The sequence below is a fragment of the Simplicispira lacusdiani genome (assembly GCF_003604195.1).
Classification (GTDB): Bacteria; Pseudomonadota; Gammaproteobacteria; order Burkholderiales; family Burkholderiaceae_C; genus Simplicispira; species Simplicispira lacusdiani.
Genome location: NZ_QXGR01000006.1, coordinates 1 through 18,812, shown reverse-complemented (window position 1 = coordinate 18,812; position 18,812 = coordinate 1). Strand labels below are relative to the sequence as shown.

Genomic DNA, 18,812 nt, shown 5'->3' with positions numbered 1-18,812 from the left:
TTTTTCAGCCCGTCGTCTGGCTGCGCAGGAATGCGAACACGGTTTCGTCCTGGCAGTGCGCCACGTTGAAACGCAGCCAGGGGCTGGGCTGCAGATCGAGCATGAACAGATGGCCGGGTCCGAGCAGGATGTCCTGCTCGGCCGCCTTGTAGGCCAGTTCGCTGGAATTCTCGATCGCCGGGTGGCGCGCCCACTGCAGCATGCCTGCCTTGGGCTCGACGAACAGCTCGAAGCCCAGATCCAGCAGGCTCGCGGCCACGCGCTGCTGCGCCACCGCCAGGCGGTCGCGCAGGGCCTTGGTGTGCTTGCGCCAGCGGCCATCGAGCAAGGCGCCGTAGACCAGGCGCTCGGTGAACTCGGACGAGGTCAGGCCCGAGATCATCTTGAGCCGCGCCAGCTCTTCGAGCAGGTCGGCGTGCGCGGCCAGGTAGCCCACGCGGATGTTGGGCGAGATGGTCTTGGAGAAGCTGCTGATGTAGACCACGCGGCGCAGCTGGTCCAGGCTGGCCAAGGTGGGGCGCGGCTCGGGGTCCAGGTCGGCGTAGATATCGTTTTCCACCACCACGAAATCGTATTTTTCGGCCAGTTGCAGCAGGCGGTACAGGTGCGCCACCTGGGCCGTGGAGCCGGTGGGGCTTTGCAGCCGGGGCTGCGTGAAGAAGACCTTGGGGCGGTGCTCCTGGATGCGCGCTTCGAGCACATCCAGGTCATAGCCCGACGGGGTGCGTGGCGCGCCCACGAGGCGCGCGCCCAGGAAGCGCAGCGACGACAGCAGGTTGGCATAGCCCGGCTCGTCCACCAGCACGGCGTCGCCCGCGCGCACGAGCTGGCGCGCGACGAGGTCCATCGCCTGGCTCGACCCCTGGGTCAGCAGCACCTGCTCGGCCGTGGCCACGACCTCATGCTCGGCCAGCAGGTCGCGCACCAGCTGGCGCAGCGGCAGGTAGCCCTTGGGCTCGCCGTAGCCGCCCAGGTCCACCTCTTCGGCGGCCAGCGCGCGCAGGCCGCGCCGCACGCCCTCGGAAAACAGCCAGTCGCCGGGCAGCCAGCCGCAGCCGGGCTTGAGCCGCAGCGCACGGTTCTCGAAGATGCGCTGCATGTACCACATGGAGTCGAAGCTGTACTGGCCCGCCGGTCCGGGCGCGGCCTGCGCGGTATCGGCCCGCCGGCGCACGAAAAAACCCGAATGCGGGCGCGACACGAAGTAGCCCTGCGCCACCAGGCGGTCATAGGCATCGACCACCGTGTAAACGCTCACGCCATGGGCATGGGCGAACTGCCGTATCGACGGCAGCTTGGTTCCGGCACGCAGCGTGCCATCTTCGACGAGCTGCCGGAAGCCCTCCACAACCTGGAGGACCAGCGGCGTCGATGCTTGGGGATTCAAAGAGAACATGGGGTACCAGACATTGCACCTGCAACCAAGGGTTTGTCTGTACAGGTGGCCCGGACAGCACAGTGCATTCCTGCTTGCAAGGTATCTGTATATGTTAGCCGCGCGGGGGGACTCCTACAGTGGCGCCAGGATCAGAAATCTCTTGTCATCGCACCCGAAGGACCCCCATGCAACGCGACCCCCATCTGAACAACGCCGCCCTTTTTGCCCGCCGCGAGGCCGCCATTCCGCGCGGCGTCGGTCATTCCCACCAGATTTTCATCGAGCGCGGCGACAACGCCGAGATCTGGGACGTCGAGGGCCGTCGCTACATCGACTTCGCCGGGGGCATCGCGGTGCTGAACACCGGCCACCGCCACCCCGCCGTCATCCAGGCCGTCAAGGACCAGCTCGACCGCTACACCCACACCTGCTTCCAGGTTCTGGCCTACGAGCCCTACGTGGAGCTGGCCGAGCGCCTGAACGCCAAGGCCCCGGGCAACTTCGCCAAGAAGACTTTGTTCCTCACCACCGGCGCCGAGGCCGTGGAAAACGCCGTGAAGATCGCGCGCGCCCACACCGGCCGCTCCGGCATCATTGCCTTCACCGGCGGCTACCACGGCCGCACCATGATGACCATGGGCATGACCGGCAAGGTCGTGCCCTACAAGGCAGGCTTCGGCCCCTTCCCGGCCGAGATCTTCCATGCACGCTTCCCCACCGAACTGCATGGCGTGAGCGTGCAGGACGCCATCGACTCGCTGGAAAGCATCTTCAAGAACGACATCGAGCCCAGCCGCGTGGCGGCCATCATCATCGAGCCGGTGCAGGGTGAAGGCGGCTTCAACATCGCGCCGCCCGCGCTGCTGCAGCACCTGCGCGCCATCTGCGACCAGCACGGCATCCTGCTGATCGCCGACGAGGTGCAGACCGGCGCCGGCCGCACCGGCAAGTGGTTCGCCATCGAGCACAGCGGCGTGGCCCCGGATCTCATCACCATGGCCAAGTCCATGGCGGGCGGTTTCCCGATTTCCGCCGTGGTCGGCCGTGCCGATGTGATGGACGCCGCCGCCCCCGGCGGCCTGGGCGGCACCTATGCTGGCAGCCCGCTGGCCTGCGCTGCGGCGCTGGCCGTGCTGGATGTGTTCGAGAAGGAAAACCTGCTGCAACGCTCCGAAGACGTGGGCCTGCGCCTGGTGGGTGGCCTGCAGGCCCTGGCGCAAAAGCACCGCTGCGTGGCGCAAGTACGCGGCCTGGGCGCCATGGTGGCTATGGAACTGTGCCAGGACGGCAACCCACACCAACCCGACGCTGCCCTGGCCAAGGCCCTGTCGGCCGAAGCCGCCAAGCGCGGTCTGATCCTGCTGACCTGCGGCACCTACGGCAACGTGATCCGCATCCTGGTGCCGCTGACGGCCAGCGACGCGCTGCTGGACGAAGGCCTGGCCATCATCGGCGCCTCCCTGGAGGCCGTCGGCGGCGCACGCTAAACCATCCCTCCTCGCCAGGCCTGCCTTGCAGGCCACGCCCAGCCCGATGCGGCCCGCGCCGCACCGGGCTGTGGCCGTTCCAGCGCCCCGGCAGGGAAGGCGCCAGCGGATAGGTAGAAAACCCAATGACCCGAAGATTTTCCACCTTTAGAGTCGGCCCTACCCCACGGCAAGACTCCACCCGCACATCGAAGCAGATGCCCGGCAGACAGGCTGTCCGTCACTCCTGAGGCATGCGCCATGTACCAGCGCTTTTCCACGGCCGATGTCCCGAAAAACCATGAATTCGGTTTCTGGCGCGATGTCATTGCCAACGCCTACTTCCATCTTCAGCTCAATTTCCGCGACCACCACCAGTTCAGCGGCACCCTGGAATCCTGGGATCTGGGGCTGGTGTCCTTGTCGCGGCTCGATTGCAGCGCGCTGCAATACCAGCGGCTGAACCAGCATTGCCGGGCCGGCGCGCCGCAGATCCTGGTCACCGTCCCCCTGCGCAGCGAGGTGGAGTTCTCCCAGCTCGGGCGCCAGACCCGTTGCGCGCCCGGTCAGTTCATCCTGGAACACAGCGACGAGCCCTACGAATTCAGCCACGCCGCCCACAACGACATGTGGGTGCTCAAGCTGCCGGATACCGCGCTCAAGGCGCGCGTGGGCAACACCAACCGCTTCTGCGCCCAGCATTTCGACACCACCACGGGCATGGGCAAGCTCTTCAGCGACTACCTGCAGCTGATCACCCGGCACTGCACCCCCCAGCAAAGCCAGGGCGCCCTGGCGCTCATGGGCATGCAATTGATCGAACTGCTCGGTATCGCGCTCAAGGAAGCGCCCTCGGTCCTGCAGTCCTCGCTGTCCATCGTGCGCACGGCCCATCTGGCCCGCATCGAGGCCTACACCCGGCAGCAACTGGCCGATCCGCACCTCGATCCCGAAGCCATCGCCACCGAGAACGGCATCTCGTTGCGCTACCTGCACGACCTCTTCAAGGACACGGGACAGACCGTATCGCAATGGATCCGTGACCTGCGCCTGCAATCGGCCTACGAGCAACTGTCCCTGGCCCCCACGGGCAGTTCCGTCGCGCAAATCGCCTATGCCTGCGGCTTCAACGATCAAACCCAGTTCAGCCATGCCTTCAAGCGGCGCTACGGTGAAACGCCCAGCGACGTACTGAAGCGGCGCCCTGCTCCGGCGCCCCACCAAGGCTGACACCGACACCCCAAAACGGCAAGGCACTGCCGTGGCAGTGCCTTGCCGGGAACGTGACCGAGCCACTCGCGCGGGCCTCATGAAGCGCGGGAATGCAGCTCCGACTTCACGATCCGGCCATCGGCCGGGTCGAACACCATCTTGACGCGATTGCCCGCCTTGTCCCAGCCGCGCATCTTGTAGCACTGCCCCTTGGTCACCTCGAAGCGCTCGATCGTGTGGCCCGCGTCGGCCAGCTGGCGCAGCACGGTCTCCTGGGTCACCGCGGTGGCCGATGGCGCGCTCGTGCAGCGGGAGTCGGCGTATGCGGAGGTGGCGAGCAACGACAAGGCGGCTGCGGCGATTTGAAAGTAACGGGTGTTCATGGCGATCTCCTGGTTGGCATGCCGGACTGGCATGGCAGGAATTCTGGGCACGCCACCTGAAGATCGTCTGAACGGCAGGGCCGCCCTGCGGGGCCCGGCGGGATAGGGTAAGTCCCGACGGGCAGTGCACGCCACCACAAGCCGTGGTGCACGCAGACACAAGCCAGAAAAGGGCTCCAAACCCAGAATTTCTCCTGTACCGAGCTTCGTTTCAGCCCCTCGAAACGACCCATGGATCGCACGCCGTTGGCTCGCGGCGCGCACAGGAGAGAACCGATGAAGAACCCGAGAAAAGTCGACCCGATCACGCTGGCCGTGGTGCGCGGGGCACTGGAGACGACGCAGCGCGAAATGACCCTGACCCTGGAGAAGACGGCGCGCTCCAGCGTCTTCAACGTGGCGCACGACTACAGCAACGCACTGTTCAACCACCGCGCCGAAATGATCCTGCAGGGCCAGGACATCCCGATCCACCTCGGCGGCCTGATGCCCGCGATGAAGGCGGTGGCAAAGTACTTCGGCGACGACATCCACGAAGGCGATGTGATCTACCACAACGACCCCGTGATGATGGGCAGCCACATCCTGGACTGCTGCATGTACAAGCCCGTGTTCCACCAGGGCAAGCTGGTGTTCTGGAGCGTGTGCAAGGGCCATGTGACCGACATCGGCGGCCCCGTGCCGGCGGGCTACAACCCCGACGCCAAGGAAATCTACGCCGAGGGCCTGCGCATCCCGCCCGTGAAGCTGTGGGACAAGGGCCAGCCGCGCGAAGACGTCATCAACTTCATCCTCTCCAACGTGCGCTCGCGCCGCGACTGGGAAGGCGACCTGCGCGCCCAGTACGGCGCCGTGCAGATCGGCGAGCGCAACCTGCTCGCGCTGCTCGACAAGTACGGCGTGGAGGAAGTCCAGGCCTGCATCGACGAACTGATGGACATGGCCGAGCGCTCCATGCGCAACCTGTTCGCCAACACCCGCGACGGCACCTACGAAGCCAGCGCGGTGCTGGAGGACGCGGGCCACGGCCTGGGCGAGCTGACCATCAAGGCCACGGTGACGATCGCGGGCGACAGCTGCCATGTGCGCATCGACAGCCCGCCCCAGGTGCCCTACTTCATCAACTCCTACGAAGGCAATTCGTACTCCGGGGTCTACCTGGGCCTGATGATGTTCGCCAAGGTGCCGCCACCGTACAACGAAGGCTTGTACCGCTGCGTGACGGTGGACATGGGCCCCAAGGGCACGCTGTGCAACGCGGCCGAACCGGCGCCGCACGTCAACTGCACCACCACGCCCATGGAGACGCTGACCGACGCCGTGCGCCTGGCGCTGGAGCAGGCCGCACCCGAACGCGCCGTGGGCTCCTGGTGCCATGCCAGCGGCATCAACATCGCCGGCCACGACCAGCGCACCGGTGAGCCCTACGTGACCATGATCCTGGCATCGCTGATCGGCGGCGCGGGTGCCACGGCACACCTCGACGGTTGGAACTCGGTCGGCCCACAGTGCTGCTTCGGCGCGCTGAGCTCGGGCGACATCGAGATCATGGAGTACTCCTATCCCATCCAGATCCACCGCTACGGACTGGTGCCCGACAGCGGCGGCGCGGGCTACCACCGAGGCGGCTGCGCCACGGTATGGGAGGTGGAGCCGCTGGACCATGAAATGACCGCCATCAGCTTCGGTGAAGGGCGTCTGTACCCGGCACTGGGTGCCAACGGCGCGCAAAGCGCCTGCCCCGAGCTCAAGCTCGGACGCGTCGAGCGCAAGCAGGGCGAGGACATCACCGAGGTGATGCGCAGCAACGCCATCCTGACCGTGCAGCCGGGCGAGCGCGTCGCCACCACCAATCCGGGCGGCGGAGGCTGGGGCAACCCTCTGGAGCGCGAAATATCCCGCGTGGTGCACGACGTGCGCAACGGCTATGTCTCGCTGGAGGCTGCGGCCCGCGAATACGGCGTCGCCGTGGACACCGCCACCTGGACCGGCACCGCCTGCGGCGCGCGCCTCGCCAAGGCCTGAGCCCGCCCCTGAACCGACACGAACAACTGAGAGACACACATGACTACCTACCGACTGGGCGTGGACGCTGGCGGCACCTTCACCGACTTCGTCCTGGCCGATGACCAGGGCAATACCCACCTCTTCAAGGCCACCTCGACCCCCGAGGACGGCACCCGCGCAATCGCCGAAGGCTTCGGGCAGATCGCCGAGAAACTCGGCCGGCCGATGCACGACATCCTGTCGCACACCGAGCTGTGCGTGAACGGCACCACCGTGGCCCTCAACGCGCTGATCCAGCACAAAGGGGTCAAGACCGGCCTGATCTGCACGGCAGGCCACGAGGACTCGCTGGAAATCCGCCTCGGCCACAAGGAGGAAGGCTACCGCTACGACGCCGAGTACCCGCCGGCGCGGCAACTGGTGGAGCGCCACCTGCGCGTGCCGGTGCGCGAGCGCGTGCTGGCCGACGGCCGTGTCCGCACCCCGCTGCACGAGGAAGACGTGCGCGCGGCCTGCGAGCTGTTCCGCCGGGAAGGCGTGCAGGCCGTGGCCATCTCCTTCCTGTGGTCGGTGTCCAACGATGCCCATGAGCGCCGCGCCGCGCAGATCGTGCGCGAACTGCTGCCCGATGTGTACGTGTCCGTCGGCATCGAGGTGTTCCCGCAGATGCGCGAATACACGCGCACCTCCACCGCCGTGGTCAACGCCTACCTCGGGCCGGTGCTCAAGGACTATGTGGAGCGCATCGACGCGTTCTACCGCGAGCAAGGCACCAAGGTGCCCGTGCGCTACTTCCAATCCAACGGCGGCATGGCCGCGCGCGATGTGATGGTCTCGCGCGCCGTCAACGCGATCAACTCTGGCCCGGCATCGGCCCCGATGGCCGGGCGCTACATCACGCGCCCACTGGGCATCCGGAACTTCATCACGGTGGACATGGGCGGCACCTCGTTCGACATCACGCTCACGCACGATGACAAGACCAACATCGACAAGGACATCGATTTCCTGCGCTACCGCATCGGCACCCCGATGATCCAGGTCGAGACGCTGGGCGCGGGCGGCGGCTCCATCGCCTGGATCGACCAGATGGGCGTGCTCAACGTCGGCCCGCAGTCGGCTGGAGCCATGCCCGGTCCGGCCTGCTACCAGCGCGGCGGCACGCTGCCCACGGTGACGGATGCCAATGTGGCATTGGGTTACCTGAACCCGGAATCCCTGCTGGGCGGCCGCCTGCCCATCGATGCCCTGGCGTCACGCCAGGCCATCTCGCACCACCTGGCCGAGCCGCTCTACATCAGCGTGGAAAAAGCCGCCTACGGCATTTTCAGCATCGTCAACAACAACATGGTCAACGGCATCCGCCGCGTGTCCATCGAGCGCGGCTACGACCCGCGCGACTTTGCCCTGATCGGCGCGGGCGGTGCCACCGGCCTGCACCTGACGGCCCTGGCCGAGGAGATCGGCTGCCGCACCGTGCTGGTGCCCAAGCTGGCCTCGGGCCTGTGCGCCTTCGGCCAGCTGCTGTCGGACATCAAATACAACTACATGGCGGCCACCCCCATGAGGCTGGACGACCGCGCCCTGCTGGCGGACCTGGAAAACCGCTTCCGCTCGCTGGAGCACGACGGCATCACCGCCATGCAGGCCGAGGGTATCCCGCTCAACCGCATCGCCTTCAAGCGCAGCATCGACATGCGCTACGTCGGCCAGGTGCACGAATGCACGGTGGATATCGGAAACACCCCGGTGAACGCCGCCAACCTGCAGCACATCAAGCAGTTGTTCCACAACCTGCACAAGCAGCTGTTCACTTACGACGAGCCCGACAGCCTGGTCGAGGTGGTGAACATCGAGTCCACCGTGTACGGCAAGGGCGCGCTGATGCCGCCGCCGCGCATGCAGCCCGGTGGCCAGGCCCTGCAAGCCATCCGCACGCGCCGGCAGATGATCTTCAGCGCCGAAGGCTGCGCCACCCTGACCCCGGTGTACGACGGTGAACAGCTTGGCGCGGGGGACATCGTCACCGGCCCCGCCGTGATCGAGGAGCCCACCACCACCGTGGTGATCTCTCCCGGCTGGACGGCCCGCCTCGACGAGAGCGGCACCTACGTCGTCACCCGGAACGCGCTCTGATGCCACGCACCGCCGCCATGTCCGCCCTTCCCCATCAATTGCGCGCCGATACGGTCAGCCTCACGTTCTCGGGCGTGCGCGCGCTCAAGGCCGTGAGCCTGTCGCTCGAACGCGGCAAGGTACTGGGCCTGATCGGTCCCAACGGCGCCGGCAAGACCACGATGGTCAACGTGCTCAGCGGCTTCAACCCGCCGGGCGCCGGCCAGGTGCTGCTGGACGATCGCCCCTTGCATGGACTGGGTGCGGACATGTTCCGGCGCCTGGGCGTGGCCCGCACCTTCCAGGGGGGGCGCCTCTTTCGCAACCTGTCGGTACAGGACAACCTGGAGGCCGCCGGTGTCGGCCTGGGCATGTCGCGCCGCGACGCCGGCGCCGAGGCGCGGCGCATCCTGCGATGGCTGGGTCTGGGGCATTTGGCCACCATGCCCGCCAGCGCCCTGCCCTACACCGACGAACGCCGCGTGGGCATTGCCCGCGCCGTGGTCGGTGGCCCAGCATTCCTGCTGCTGGACGAACCGGCGGCCGGCATGAACGACCACGAGGCCAGCGACCTGCGCGCCACGATCGCCCAGCTCGTCGAGCACATCGGCTGCGGCGTGCTGCTGATCGAGCACAACGTGCGCCTGGTGCTGAGCATCTGCAGCCACATCGTGGTGATGGACGCGGGCGAGGTGATCGCCCAGGGCGACCCGGACGCCATCCGAGGCAGCGAGCGCGTGCGCCACGCCTACATGGGCACGGCCGATGGCGACGACGCCGCGCTGCCCGCGCCCACCACCGAGGAGGCCTGCGCATGACCACGCCCCTGCTGAGCATCCAGGACCTGCATGTGCGCTATGGCGGCATCGCCGCGCTGCGCGGTCTCGACCTCACCATCCACGCCGGCGAGACCGTCATGGTCACCGGACCGAATGGCGCGGGCAAGTCCACGCTGATGAAGGCCATCGCCGGCCTGGTCAAGCCACGCCAGGGCCGCATCGTCTTCGACGGCCAGCTGACGACCGGCCGCGCGCCGGAGACCGTGGCCGCGAGCGGCTTCTCGCTGGTGCCCGAGGGCCGGCAGGTCTTCGGCTCGATGACCGTGCTGGAAAACCTGCGCATCGGCACCGGCCTGCGCCGCAACGCCCTGGCCGTGGCCGCCGACCTGGAATACCTGCTCGACGTGTTCCCCCTGCTGCGCGAACGCGCCCACGGGCAGGCCGGACTGCTCTCGGGCGGACAGCAGCAGATGCTGGTGATCGCCCGCGCCCTGATGGCCGCGCCGCGCCTGCTGGCCATCGATGAACCCTCGCTCGGCCTGGCGCCGCGCGTGACCGACCAGGTGTACGAGGCCCTGCTGCGCCTGCGCGCCGAGCGCGACCTGACGCTGCTGATCGTCGAGCAGAGCGCCAGCCGCGCCCTCCTGACCGGCGGCCGCATGGTCATGCTGCACGAGGGCGGCATCGTCCTCGAAGGCGACCCGCGCCAGATCACGGCGCAGCAGATGCAGCAGGCCTATTTCGGCTACGACGCCACGCCAGCGGCCATACACGCCTAAAGCTCCCCACCCCACGCCGCACCACACCATGACCGCCGCACTCCAATACCTGTTTGACGCCCTGAGTCTGGGCAGCCTCTACGCGCTGGGCGCCCTGGGCATCGCGCTGATCTTCGGCGTCATGCGCCTGGTCAACTTCGCCCATGGCGACGTAATGACCTTCGCCATCTTCGTGCTGATCGCGCCCACCACCGAGGCCGTGGCCCCCCTGTGGGTGGGCGCCTGGGCCACGCCACTGATCGTTCTCACCGTGCTGGGCGTGGGCGCGGCCCTGGCGGTGCTGGCCGAACTGGCCGTCTTCCGCCACCTGCGCCATGCCACGCCCGCGGCCACCATGATGGCCGCGTTCGCACTGGGCTTCGTCATCCAGAACACCTTGCTGGCCCTGCACAGCAGCCGCGCCAAGGCCGTGAACCTGTGGCCGCAGCTCAACCTGCCGGTGGACCTGTGGGGCGCGCGCGTGCCGGCGCTGCAGCTGCTGATGATCGGCATCACCATGGCGCTGCTGCTGGGCCTGGCGTGGATGCTGCGGCACACCCGTGCCGGCCTGGAGATGCGCGCCGCCGCCGAGGATTTCGACATGGCGCGCATGCTGGGCGTGAAGGCCAACCGCGTCATCCTGGTGGCCTTCGGCATGAGCGGTGCGCTGGCCGCGCTCATCGGCCTGTTCATGGTGAACCAGACCGGGCTGGTGGACATCCGCATGGGCGCGCCCATGATGCTCGTGGCCTTCGTCTCCACCGTCATCGGCGGCCTGGGCAGCCTGATGGGCGCCGTGCTCGGTGGCTTCCTCATCGGCTTCGTCAGCACGGCCCTCCAGGCCTGGCTACCGCTCGACGCCCGCGCCTTCCGCGACGCCTTCGTCTACCTCGGCGTCATCGCCCTGCTGCTGTGGCGCCCCAACGGCCTCTTCATCACTGGCGCCTCGCGCCAGCGCGTCTGATGTCTGCCCCCCAATCCCCTCCGAACGCTATGAACAACTTCCTGCAGCGCCATCGCCTCGAAACCCCCGCTCTGCTGTGCCTGGCCCTGGCGGTGCTGGCCGCCCTGTCCCTGGCCGGGTCGAGCGGCCTGCAGCGCACCGTCACCGAAGTACTGGTGCGCGTCGTGATGGTGGTGGGCATGTTCATCTTCATCGGCCACTCGGGGCTCATCAGCTTCGGCCACATGGCCTTCGTCGGCATCGGCGCCTATGGCGTGGCCTGGACCACCATGGAGCCCTCCATCAAGCAGTACGTGCTGACGGGCCTGCCCGACTTCCTGCAGCAGGCCGCCCTGCCCTGGGTGCCCGCCTCGCTGCTGGCCGGCGTGCTGGCCGCCAGCGTGGCGCTGCTGGCGGGCGCGGTGATCCTGCGGCTGAACGGCATCGCGGCCTCCATCGCCACGTTCTCGCTGCTGGCCATCTTCAACGTGGTGTATTCCAACTGGGACAGCGTTACCGCCGGCTCCAGCTCCATCGTGGGCATTCCCACGCCAGTGGGTGTGTGGCAGGCCTTCTCCTTTGCCGCGCTGGCGATCACGCTGGCGCACTGGCATGGCATCTCGCGCTTCGGCCTGGCCCTGCGCGCGGTGCGCGAGGAACCCGTGGCCGCGCGCAGCTGCGGCATCAATGCCTGGCGCCAGCTGCTGGTGGCCTTCGTGCTCAGCGCCTTCGTCTGCGGCCTGGGCGGCGCGCTGGACGCGCAGTTCCTCGGCGTGGTCAACCCCGATGCCTACTACCTCGGCCGCACCTTCACCTGCCTGACCATGCTGGTGATCGGCGGCAGCGCGAGCCTGAGCGGTGCCGTCACCGGCGTGCTGGCGCTGTCGGTGCTGATGGAACTGCTGATCCGCCTGGAAACCGGCGTTTCGCTCGGCGGCATGGCCGTCCAGCTGCCCGGCGGCAGCCAAGAGATCGTCACCGGCCTGGCCATGGTGCTGGCCCTCATCCGGCGCCCCACCGGCCTGATGAAAGGGCGCGACTGGCAATGGCCGCGCCTGGCCCGCCCGACAACGCCCGCCTCCTCCGCGCCGCTGGAGATGCAGGCCCGATGAGCATCCCGCCCCCCCTTTTTTCAACGACAACCACCAGGAGACCCTCCATGACAAGCCCCCCCATTTCATCCCCCCTGCGCCGCGCCTTGCCGGCCCTGTGCGCCGGCCTGCTGGCCAGCGGCCTGGCCTATGCACAGGCCGGCAAAGACATCGTCATCGGCTTCGCCAATGCCAAGTCCGGCTGGGTGGAGGCCTACGACACGCCAGCGCGCCGCGCCGCGCTGATCCGCATCGACGAAATCAACGCGGCGGGCGGCCTGCTCGGGCGCAAGATCAAGGTCATCGAAACGGACACCAAGTCCGACCGCGCGCAGAGCGCCAAGGCGGGTCTCGAAGCCCTGGACCAGGGCGCCGAGCTGCTCGTGGTGAGCTGCGACTATGACTTTGGCGCACCCGCCGCCCTGGAGGCGCAGAAGAAGGGCAAGGTGTCCTTCTTCCTCTGCGCCGAGGACATCAAGGCCGGCGTGCAGGGCGTGGGCAAGAACGCCTTCAGCTCCTCGGTGCTGGCGGCCGTGCAGGGCGCCACCATGGCCGAATGGGCCTACAACAAGCGCAACATGCGCCAGGCCTACGTGCTGCTGGACACCACCATCGAATACAACAAGGGCATCTGCACCGGCTTCGACTGGATGGCGCCCCAGCTCAAGGGCGTGACCATCGTCGGGCGCGACAACTTCAAGAACGGCGACGCATCGATCGCCGCGCAGATCTCGCGCATCAAGGCGCTGCCCAAGGAGCCCGACGCGATCATGCTGTGCTCCTACATTCCGGGAGCCGCCAGCGCCGTGCGCCAACTGCGCGCTGCGGGCATCCAGTCACTGATCCTCAACGGCGCCGCCGTGGATGGCAGCTACTGGCTCGACTCGGTGCCGGGACTGTCGAACTTCGCCGTTCCCGTGCAGGGCTCGGTCCATGGCGACGACCCGAACCCCCAGGTCGAAGCCTTCAACAAGACCTTCGCCACGCGCTACGGCGCCCGCCCGTCCAACACCTATGCCTATCCGGGCTACGTGCTGATCGACGTCTGGGCCAAGGCCGTGCAACGCGCCCAGAGCCTGGAGGCCGACAAGGTCACCGCCGAGCTGGAAAAGATGCGCAACGAACCCACGCTGTTCGGCCCCCGCACCTTCAGCAAGGACATCCACCACCAGAACCAGGCGCGCCTGCTGATTTCGGAAGTCAAGGCGGGCAAGCCCGGCATCGTGGACGAGTGGACGATCTCCAACCCGGTGCCGCTGCCCGTGCTGCTCAAGCGCTGACCCCCAGGGATACCCGCATGCCGGTGCCGGCCCTCTCCCCTGGCATCGGCGTGCGGCCACGAGGCAGGTTTGATTGAGGAAGGTCAAGAACACCGGAAAAGCTTTTAGCAGAAAGCGCCTTTAGCTATACAAAATATAGCAACCGTGGTCTACCAGAGGCCTGCGGTGCCCTGTTGCGGCACCAAGGGTTTCTATGTAGAGGCTTGCTGTACTGCACAGTGCGCACCGCACGGCGGGCTTCTGTATATGTCGGCCCGCGCATGAACGCCCTACAGTTCACGCCAACGCATCCACAACCTGACACCTGCCATGACCGCAAGCGACGCACTCGTAACGTTCCGAGGGGTGCAAAAGACCTACGACGGCACCAGCCTGGTGGTGCGCGACCTGAACCTGGACATCCAGCGCGGCGAGTTCCTGTCGCTGCTGGGGCCCTCGGGCTCGGGCAAGACCACCACGCTGATGATGCTGGCCGGCTTCGAGTCTCCCACGGCGGGCGAAATCAGCCTCGACGGCGTGCCCATCACCCGCACGCCGCCCCACAAGCGTAACTTCGGCATGGTGTTCCAGAACTACGCCCTGTTCCCGCACATGACGGTGGCCGAGAACATCGCCTATCCGCTGCGGGTGCGCAAGCTGCCCCAGGCCGAGCGCGAGGCCAAGGTGGCACGCGCGCTGGAGATGGTGCAAATGGACACCATGGGCATGCGCTACCCGGCGCAGATGTCGGGCGGCCAGCAGCAGCGCGTGGCCCTGGCGCGCGCGCTGGTGTTCGACCCCCAGCTCGTGCTGATGGACGAGCCGCTGGGCGCGCTCGACAAGCAGTTGCGCGAGCACATGCAGATCGAGCTCAAGGCCCTGCACCGCCGCCTGGGCGTGACCTTCGTCTACGTGACGCACGACCAGGCCGAGGCGCTGACCATGTCCGACCGCGTGGCGGTGTTCAACGACGGCCGCATCCAGCAGATCGACCGCGTGGACCGCCTGTACGAAACCCCGACCAACCGCTTCGTCGCCAACTTCGTGGGCGACAACGCGGTGCTCGAAGCCAAGGTGCATGCCACCGACGGCGACGAGTGCGAAGTGGTTCTGAAGGACGGCGTGCGCCTGCGCGGCCTCAACGTCAACCGTGCCGCCGTCGGCGACGCGGTGCAGTGCAGCGTGCGGCCCGAGCGCATCCAGCTGGCCGATGGCGCCAGCGACAACACCCTGAGCGGCACCGTGATGGACGTGATCTATTTTGGCGACCACCTGCGCCTGCGCTGCAAGATGGCCAGCGAGTCCGAGGTGATGGTCAAGCTCTCGCTCAACCACGCCGCCGTGCCCACGCCCGGCCGCACCGTCCACCTGCACGCGCCGGCGCAGCACATGCGTGTGTACCGCTAACTCCCTGCCCCTTTTTTCCACACCCAACCCCGAGGAGACAACCATGAACCACAAGAAGCTTTTCCAACCCCTGCTGCTGGCCACCGCCGCCGCCCTGGCGCTGCCCGCGCTGGCACAGCAGACCATCACCGTCGTGAACTTCGGCGGCGCCAACGGCGCGGCCCAGAAGAAGGCCTACTTCGAGGCCTACGAGAAGGCCACCGGCGGCAAGATCACCCAGGTGGAATACAACGGCGAGCAGGCCCGCGTGAAGGCCATGGTCGAGGCCAAGAAGGTGACCTGGGACGTGGTCGAGGTCGAAGGTCCGGACATCAGCCGCGGCTGCGACGAGGGTCTGTTCGAGCGCATGGACTGGAGCAAGCTCGGAGCGAAGTCCGACTTCCTGCCCGCCGCCGTGCATGAATGCGGCGTGGGTGCCTTCGTCTGGTCCACCGTGCTGGCCTACAACGGCGACAAGCTCAAGACCGCCCCCACCGGCTGGGCCGATTTCTGGGACGTGAAGAAATTCCCCGGCAAGCGCGGCCTGCGCAAGGGCGCGCGATACAACCTCGAATTCGCGCTCATGGCCGACGGCGTGAAGGCCGCCGACGTGTACAAGGTGCTGGCCTCGAAGGACGGCGCCGACCGCGCCTTCAAGAAGCTGGCCGAACTCAAGCCCCATATCCAGTGGTGGGAAGCCGGCGCGCTGCCCCCGCAGTTCCTGGTGGCGGGCGACGTGGCCATGACCACCGCCTTCAGCGGCCGCATCGACGCAGCGCAGCGCGAGGGCCAGAACCTCAAGATCACCTGGACCGGCGGCATCTACGACCTGGACTTCTGGGTCATGCCCAAGGGCGTGGCCAACAAGGAGGCAGCGATGAAATTCATCGCCCTGGCCAGCAGCGCCGACGCCCAGGCCGAGTACGCGCGCCACATCTCCTACGGCCCGACCAACAACAAGGCCATGGCCAAGATCGACCCCAAGACCCAGGCCCTGCTGCCCACCTCGCCCGCCAACAGCAAGGATGCGCTGCGCTTCGACGTGGCCTTCTGGGCCGACCAGGGCGAGGCCCTGGAGAAGCGCTTCGCCGCCTGGGCCGCACAGTAAGCACGGGCAAGCACCTCGCATGAAGGCATCCGCATGAGCACCGCCACCATGGCCGTCCCCCAGGACCAGGAAACGCCCCCCGATCTGGGGCGCCAGTTGCGCACCGCCGAACGCAGGCGCCGCCTGCGCTCCATGGCGCTGACCCTGCCCTTGCTGGCCTTCCTGCTGGTGGTGTTCATGGTGCCGCTCGCGGGGCTGCTGATCCGCGCCGTGGAGAACCCCGAGGTGGCCGACACGCTGGTGCACACCGGCACCGCGCTCAAGCGCTGGGACCGCCAGAGCGCCCCGCCCGACGCGGCCTACGCCGCGCTGGCGCGGGATCTCTCGGCCCTGCAGGAGACCGCGCAGGCCGGCGCCCTGGCGCGCCGCCTCAACAGCGAGATCAGCGGCGCGCGCTCGCTCATCATGGGCACCTACCGGGCCCTGCCGCTGGGCACCGGCCTCACCGACGCCGAAGTGCGCGAGCGCATGCTGGCGCTCGATCCGCGCTGGGCCGAACTTCCGTACTGGCTGGCCATCGCCAAGAACGCCTCGCGCTGGACGCCCGACTACCTGCTGGCCGCCGTGGACCTGCAGCGCACGGCGCAGGGCGACGTGGTGGCCGTGCCGTCCGAGGCGGCCGCGTTCCGCGACATCCTGGTGCGCACCTTCGAGATGAGCGCCACGGTGACGCTGCTGGCCATCCTCATCGGCTACCCGCTCTCCTACTGGCTCAGCACGCTCCCCGAGCGCCGCGCCAACCTGATGATGATCCTGGTGCTGGTGCCGTTCTGGACCTCGGTGCTGGTGCGCATCGCCGCCTGGATCGTGCTGCTGCAAAGCAACGGCCTGGTCAACCGCTTCCTGATCTCCATCGGCCTCACCGACACACCCGTGCCGCTGCTGTTCAACCGGCTCGGCGTCGTCATCGCCATGGTGCACATCCTGCTGCCCTTCCTGGTGCTGCCGCTGTACAGCGTGATGAAGTCCATCCCGCCCAACTACCTGCGCGCCGCCATCTCGCTGGGCAGCACGCCGCTGGCCGCGTTCTTCCGCGTCTACGTGCCGCAAACCTACCCCGGCGTGGCCGCGGGCGGCCTGCTGGTGTTCATCACCGCTATCGGCTACTACGTCACCCCGGCGCTGCTGGGCGGCCCCACGGACCAGATGCTGAGCTACTACGTGGCGCAGTACACCAACGTCGAGGTCAACTGGGGCATGGCGGCCGCGCTCGGCTCGGTGCTGCTGGTGACCACCCTGGTGCTGTATGCCATCTACCGCAAGTTCGGCAAGGCCGAACTCAATCTGGGCTGAACGCCGCGCGGACTATCCACCATGAAAACTGCCTACTTCCCCGCGCACTACCGCCTGGCCGACAAGCTGGGCTGGCTGGCCCTGCGCGCCTTCTGCGCCGGCGTGCTGCTGTTCCTGCTGCTGCCCATCATCGTCATCGTGCCGCTGTCGTTCAGCAGCGGTTCCTTCCTGTCGTACCCGCTGCCGGGCTGGTCGCTGCAGTGGTACGAGGAACTGTTCGCCTCGGCCGAATGGGCGCGCGCCGCGCGCAACAGCTTCATCGTCGCGCCGCTGGCCACGCTGCTGGCCACGGCCCTGGGCACGCTCGCAGCCATGGGGCTGGCGCGCACGCGCTTTGTCGGCAAGGGGCTCATCAGCGGCCTGCTGATCTCGCCCATGGTGGTGCCCATCGTCGTGGTGGCCGTCAGCACCTACCTGTTCTTCGCCCGCGTCGGCCTGTCGGAAACCTACCTGGGCCTGGTGCTGGTGCACGCGGCGCTGGGCGCGCCCTTCGTGGTGACCACGGTGCTGGCCACACTGCAGGGCTTCAACCAGAACCTGGTCAAGGCCAGCCTGAGCCTGGGCGCCGGGCCCGTGCGCACTTTCTTCAAGATCACCCTGCCCGTCATCGCGCCGGGCGTGATCTCGGGCGCGCTGTTCGCCTTCGCGGCCTCGTTCGACGAAGTGGTGGTCACGCTGTTCCTCGCCGGCCCCGAGCAGGTCACGCTGCCGCGCCAGATGTTCACCGGCATCCGCGAGAACATCTCGCCCGTGATCGCCGCCGTGGCCACGCTGCTCACGCTGTTCACCACCGCGCTGATGATGACGCTGGAGTGGCTGCGCGGGCGGCGCAAGTGAGCCCCGCCGGATTTCAAGCAAAAATGGCCTCCAGCACTCGTCCACAAAGCGCCAATAGCTACATTTTTAATAGCAAACAATGACCACCACCCTGCCGCGCCCCGCCGCCATCGCCACCGAGCAGATCCGCAACGCCCGCACCGTGGTGACCGAATGGCGCTTCCCGCCCAGCGCCGAGACCGGCTGGCACACGCACGGCCACGACTACGTGGTGGTGCCCACCACCGGCGGCGAGCTACTGCTGGAGACGCCCGAGGGCGAGCGCCGCGTTCCGCTCTCGCCCGGCCAGTCGTACACCCGGCCCGTGGGCACGGCGCACAACGTCATCAACCCCACGGGCCAGGAAGTGGCCTTCATCGAGATCGAATTCCTGTAGAAGCACCGATGGCACGCAGGGTCAACGTCACCTGTGTTTACTTCGGTCCTCGCCATTTGCGGTAAGTTTCCGCATTCCTTTTTATTCGCACCGTCGGAGCCTTCATGTCCCCCACCGCCCACAGCCCCCTCGCCCAGCTCAAGGACCCCAGCCTGCTCAAGACCGACGCGCTGATCGACGGCCAATGGATCGCAGGCGCCAGCCGCTTCGCCGTGCACGACCCGGCCACCGGCCAGCTTCTGGCCGAGGTCGCCAACCTGGGCCCCCAGGACGCCCAAGCCGCCATCGCCGCCGCCAACGCCGCCTGGCCTGCCTGGCGCTCCAAGACCGCCAAGGAGCGTTCCATCCTGCTGCGCAAGTGGTATGACCTGCTCATGGCCAACCAGGACGACCTGGGCCGCATCATGACCGCCGAGCAGGG

17 protein-coding genes are annotated in these 18,812 nt (G+C 67.6%); 15 read left to right on the top strand and 2 right to left on the bottom strand.

Annotation, left to right across the window (positions count from 1 at the left end):
* Positions 1–4 precede the first annotated feature (4 nt).
* Positions 5–1,396, bottom strand: a complete 1,392-nt coding sequence (locus D8S75_RS09615) for an aminotransferase-like domain-containing protein (RefSeq protein WP_119966132.1) — start codon at positions 1,394–1,396, stop codon at positions 5–7.
* A 167-nt stretch (positions 1,397–1,563) separates the two neighbouring features.
* On the opposite strand from D8S75_RS09615, the gene gabT reads away from it, so the two are divergent.
* Entirely contained in the window at positions 1,564–2,865 is a 1,302-nt protein-coding gene (gene gabT / locus D8S75_RS09610; protein ID WP_119966131.1) for a 4-aminobutyrate--2-oxoglutarate transaminase, read from the top strand.
* 240 nt (positions 2,866–3,105) lie between these two features.
* Positions 3,106–4,074, top strand: coding sequence for an AraC-like ligand-binding domain-containing protein (locus D8S75_RS09605; protein ID WP_119966130.1), 969 nt, complete (start codon positions 3,106–3,108; stop codon positions 4,072–4,074).
* Between the two features lie 77 nt (positions 4,075–4,151).
* On the opposite strand, the gene D8S75_RS09600 is transcribed toward D8S75_RS09605, so the two are convergent.
* On the bottom strand, positions 4,152–4,439 hold the full coding sequence (locus D8S75_RS09600; protein ID WP_119966393.1) for a PepSY domain-containing protein: 288 nt from the start codon (positions 4,437–4,439) through the stop codon (positions 4,152–4,154).
* A 276-nt stretch (positions 4,440–4,715) separates the two neighbouring features.
* On the opposite strand from D8S75_RS09600, the gene capB reads away from it, so the two are divergent.
* From capB to D8S75_RS09535, 13 genes are all read left to right on the top strand, one after another.
* Positions 4,716–6,464 carry a caprolactamase subunit beta gene (gene capB / locus D8S75_RS09595; RefSeq protein ID WP_119966129.1) on the top strand — a complete coding sequence of 583 codons (1,749 nt, stop codon included), beginning with the start codon at positions 4,716–4,718 and terminating at the stop codon, positions 6,462–6,464.
* 39 nt (positions 6,465–6,503) lie between these two features.
* Positions 6,504–8,582 (top strand): caprolactamase subunit alpha, encoded by a 2,079-nt coding sequence (gene capA, locus D8S75_RS09590; protein WP_119966128.1) that lies wholly within the window; start codon positions 6,504–6,506, stop codon positions 8,580–8,582.
* Between the two features lie 17 nt (positions 8,583–8,599).
* Positions 8,600–9,379 (top strand): ABC transporter ATP-binding protein, encoded by a 780-nt coding sequence (locus tag D8S75_RS09585; protein ID WP_119966392.1) that lies wholly within the window; start codon positions 8,600–8,602, stop codon positions 9,377–9,379.
* Positions 9,376–10,119 carry an ABC transporter ATP-binding protein gene (locus D8S75_RS09580; RefSeq protein ID WP_119966127.1) on the top strand — a complete coding sequence of 248 codons (744 nt, stop codon included), beginning with the start codon at positions 9,376–9,378 and terminating at the stop codon, positions 10,117–10,119. The genes D8S75_RS09585 and D8S75_RS09580 overlap by 4 nt, the downstream gene beginning before the upstream one ends.
* Before the next feature lie 28 nt (positions 10,120–10,147).
* A complete protein-coding gene (locus tag D8S75_RS09575; RefSeq protein WP_119966126.1) occupies positions 10,148–11,062 on the top strand; it encodes a branched-chain amino acid ABC transporter permease in 915 nt (304 codons plus the stop codon).
* 29 nt (positions 11,063–11,091) lie between these two features.
* Entirely contained in the window at positions 11,092–12,153 is a 1,062-nt protein-coding gene (locus D8S75_RS09570; RefSeq protein WP_119966125.1) for a branched-chain amino acid ABC transporter permease, read from the top strand.
* A 47-nt stretch (positions 12,154–12,200) separates the two neighbouring features.
* Positions 12,201–13,412 carry an ABC transporter substrate-binding protein gene (locus D8S75_RS09565; RefSeq protein ID WP_119966124.1) on the top strand — a complete coding sequence of 404 codons (1,212 nt, stop codon included), beginning with the start codon at positions 12,201–12,203 and terminating at the stop codon, positions 13,410–13,412.
* A gap of 309 nt (positions 13,413–13,721) precedes the next feature.
* Positions 13,722–14,798 (top strand): ABC transporter ATP-binding protein, encoded by a 1,077-nt coding sequence (locus tag D8S75_RS09560; RefSeq protein WP_119966123.1) that lies wholly within the window; start codon positions 13,722–13,724, stop codon positions 14,796–14,798.
* 43 nt (positions 14,799–14,841) lie between these two features.
* Positions 14,842–15,885, top strand: a complete 1,044-nt coding sequence (locus tag D8S75_RS09555) for an ABC transporter substrate-binding protein (protein ID WP_119966122.1) — start codon at positions 14,842–14,844, stop codon at positions 15,883–15,885.
* A 33-nt stretch (positions 15,886–15,918) separates the two neighbouring features.
* Positions 15,919–17,178: an ABC transporter permease gene (locus D8S75_RS09550; protein WP_119966121.1), complete on the top strand. Its 1,260-nt coding sequence runs from the start codon at positions 15,919–15,921 to the stop codon at positions 17,176–17,178.
* A 21-nt stretch (positions 17,179–17,199) separates the two neighbouring features.
* A complete protein-coding gene (locus D8S75_RS09545; RefSeq protein ID WP_119966120.1) occupies positions 17,200–18,015 on the top strand; it encodes an ABC transporter permease in 816 nt (271 codons plus the stop codon).
* A gap of 91 nt (positions 18,016–18,106) precedes the next feature.
* Positions 18,107–18,391 carry a cupin domain-containing protein gene (locus tag D8S75_RS09540; RefSeq protein ID WP_198673185.1) on the top strand — a complete coding sequence of 95 codons (285 nt, stop codon included), beginning with the start codon at positions 18,107–18,109 and terminating at the stop codon, positions 18,389–18,391.
* A gap of 104 nt (positions 18,392–18,495) precedes the next feature.
* The coding region (locus tag D8S75_RS09535; protein ID WP_119966118.1) for an aldehyde dehydrogenase family protein at positions 18,496–18,812 on the top strand (317 nt) is incomplete at its 3' end.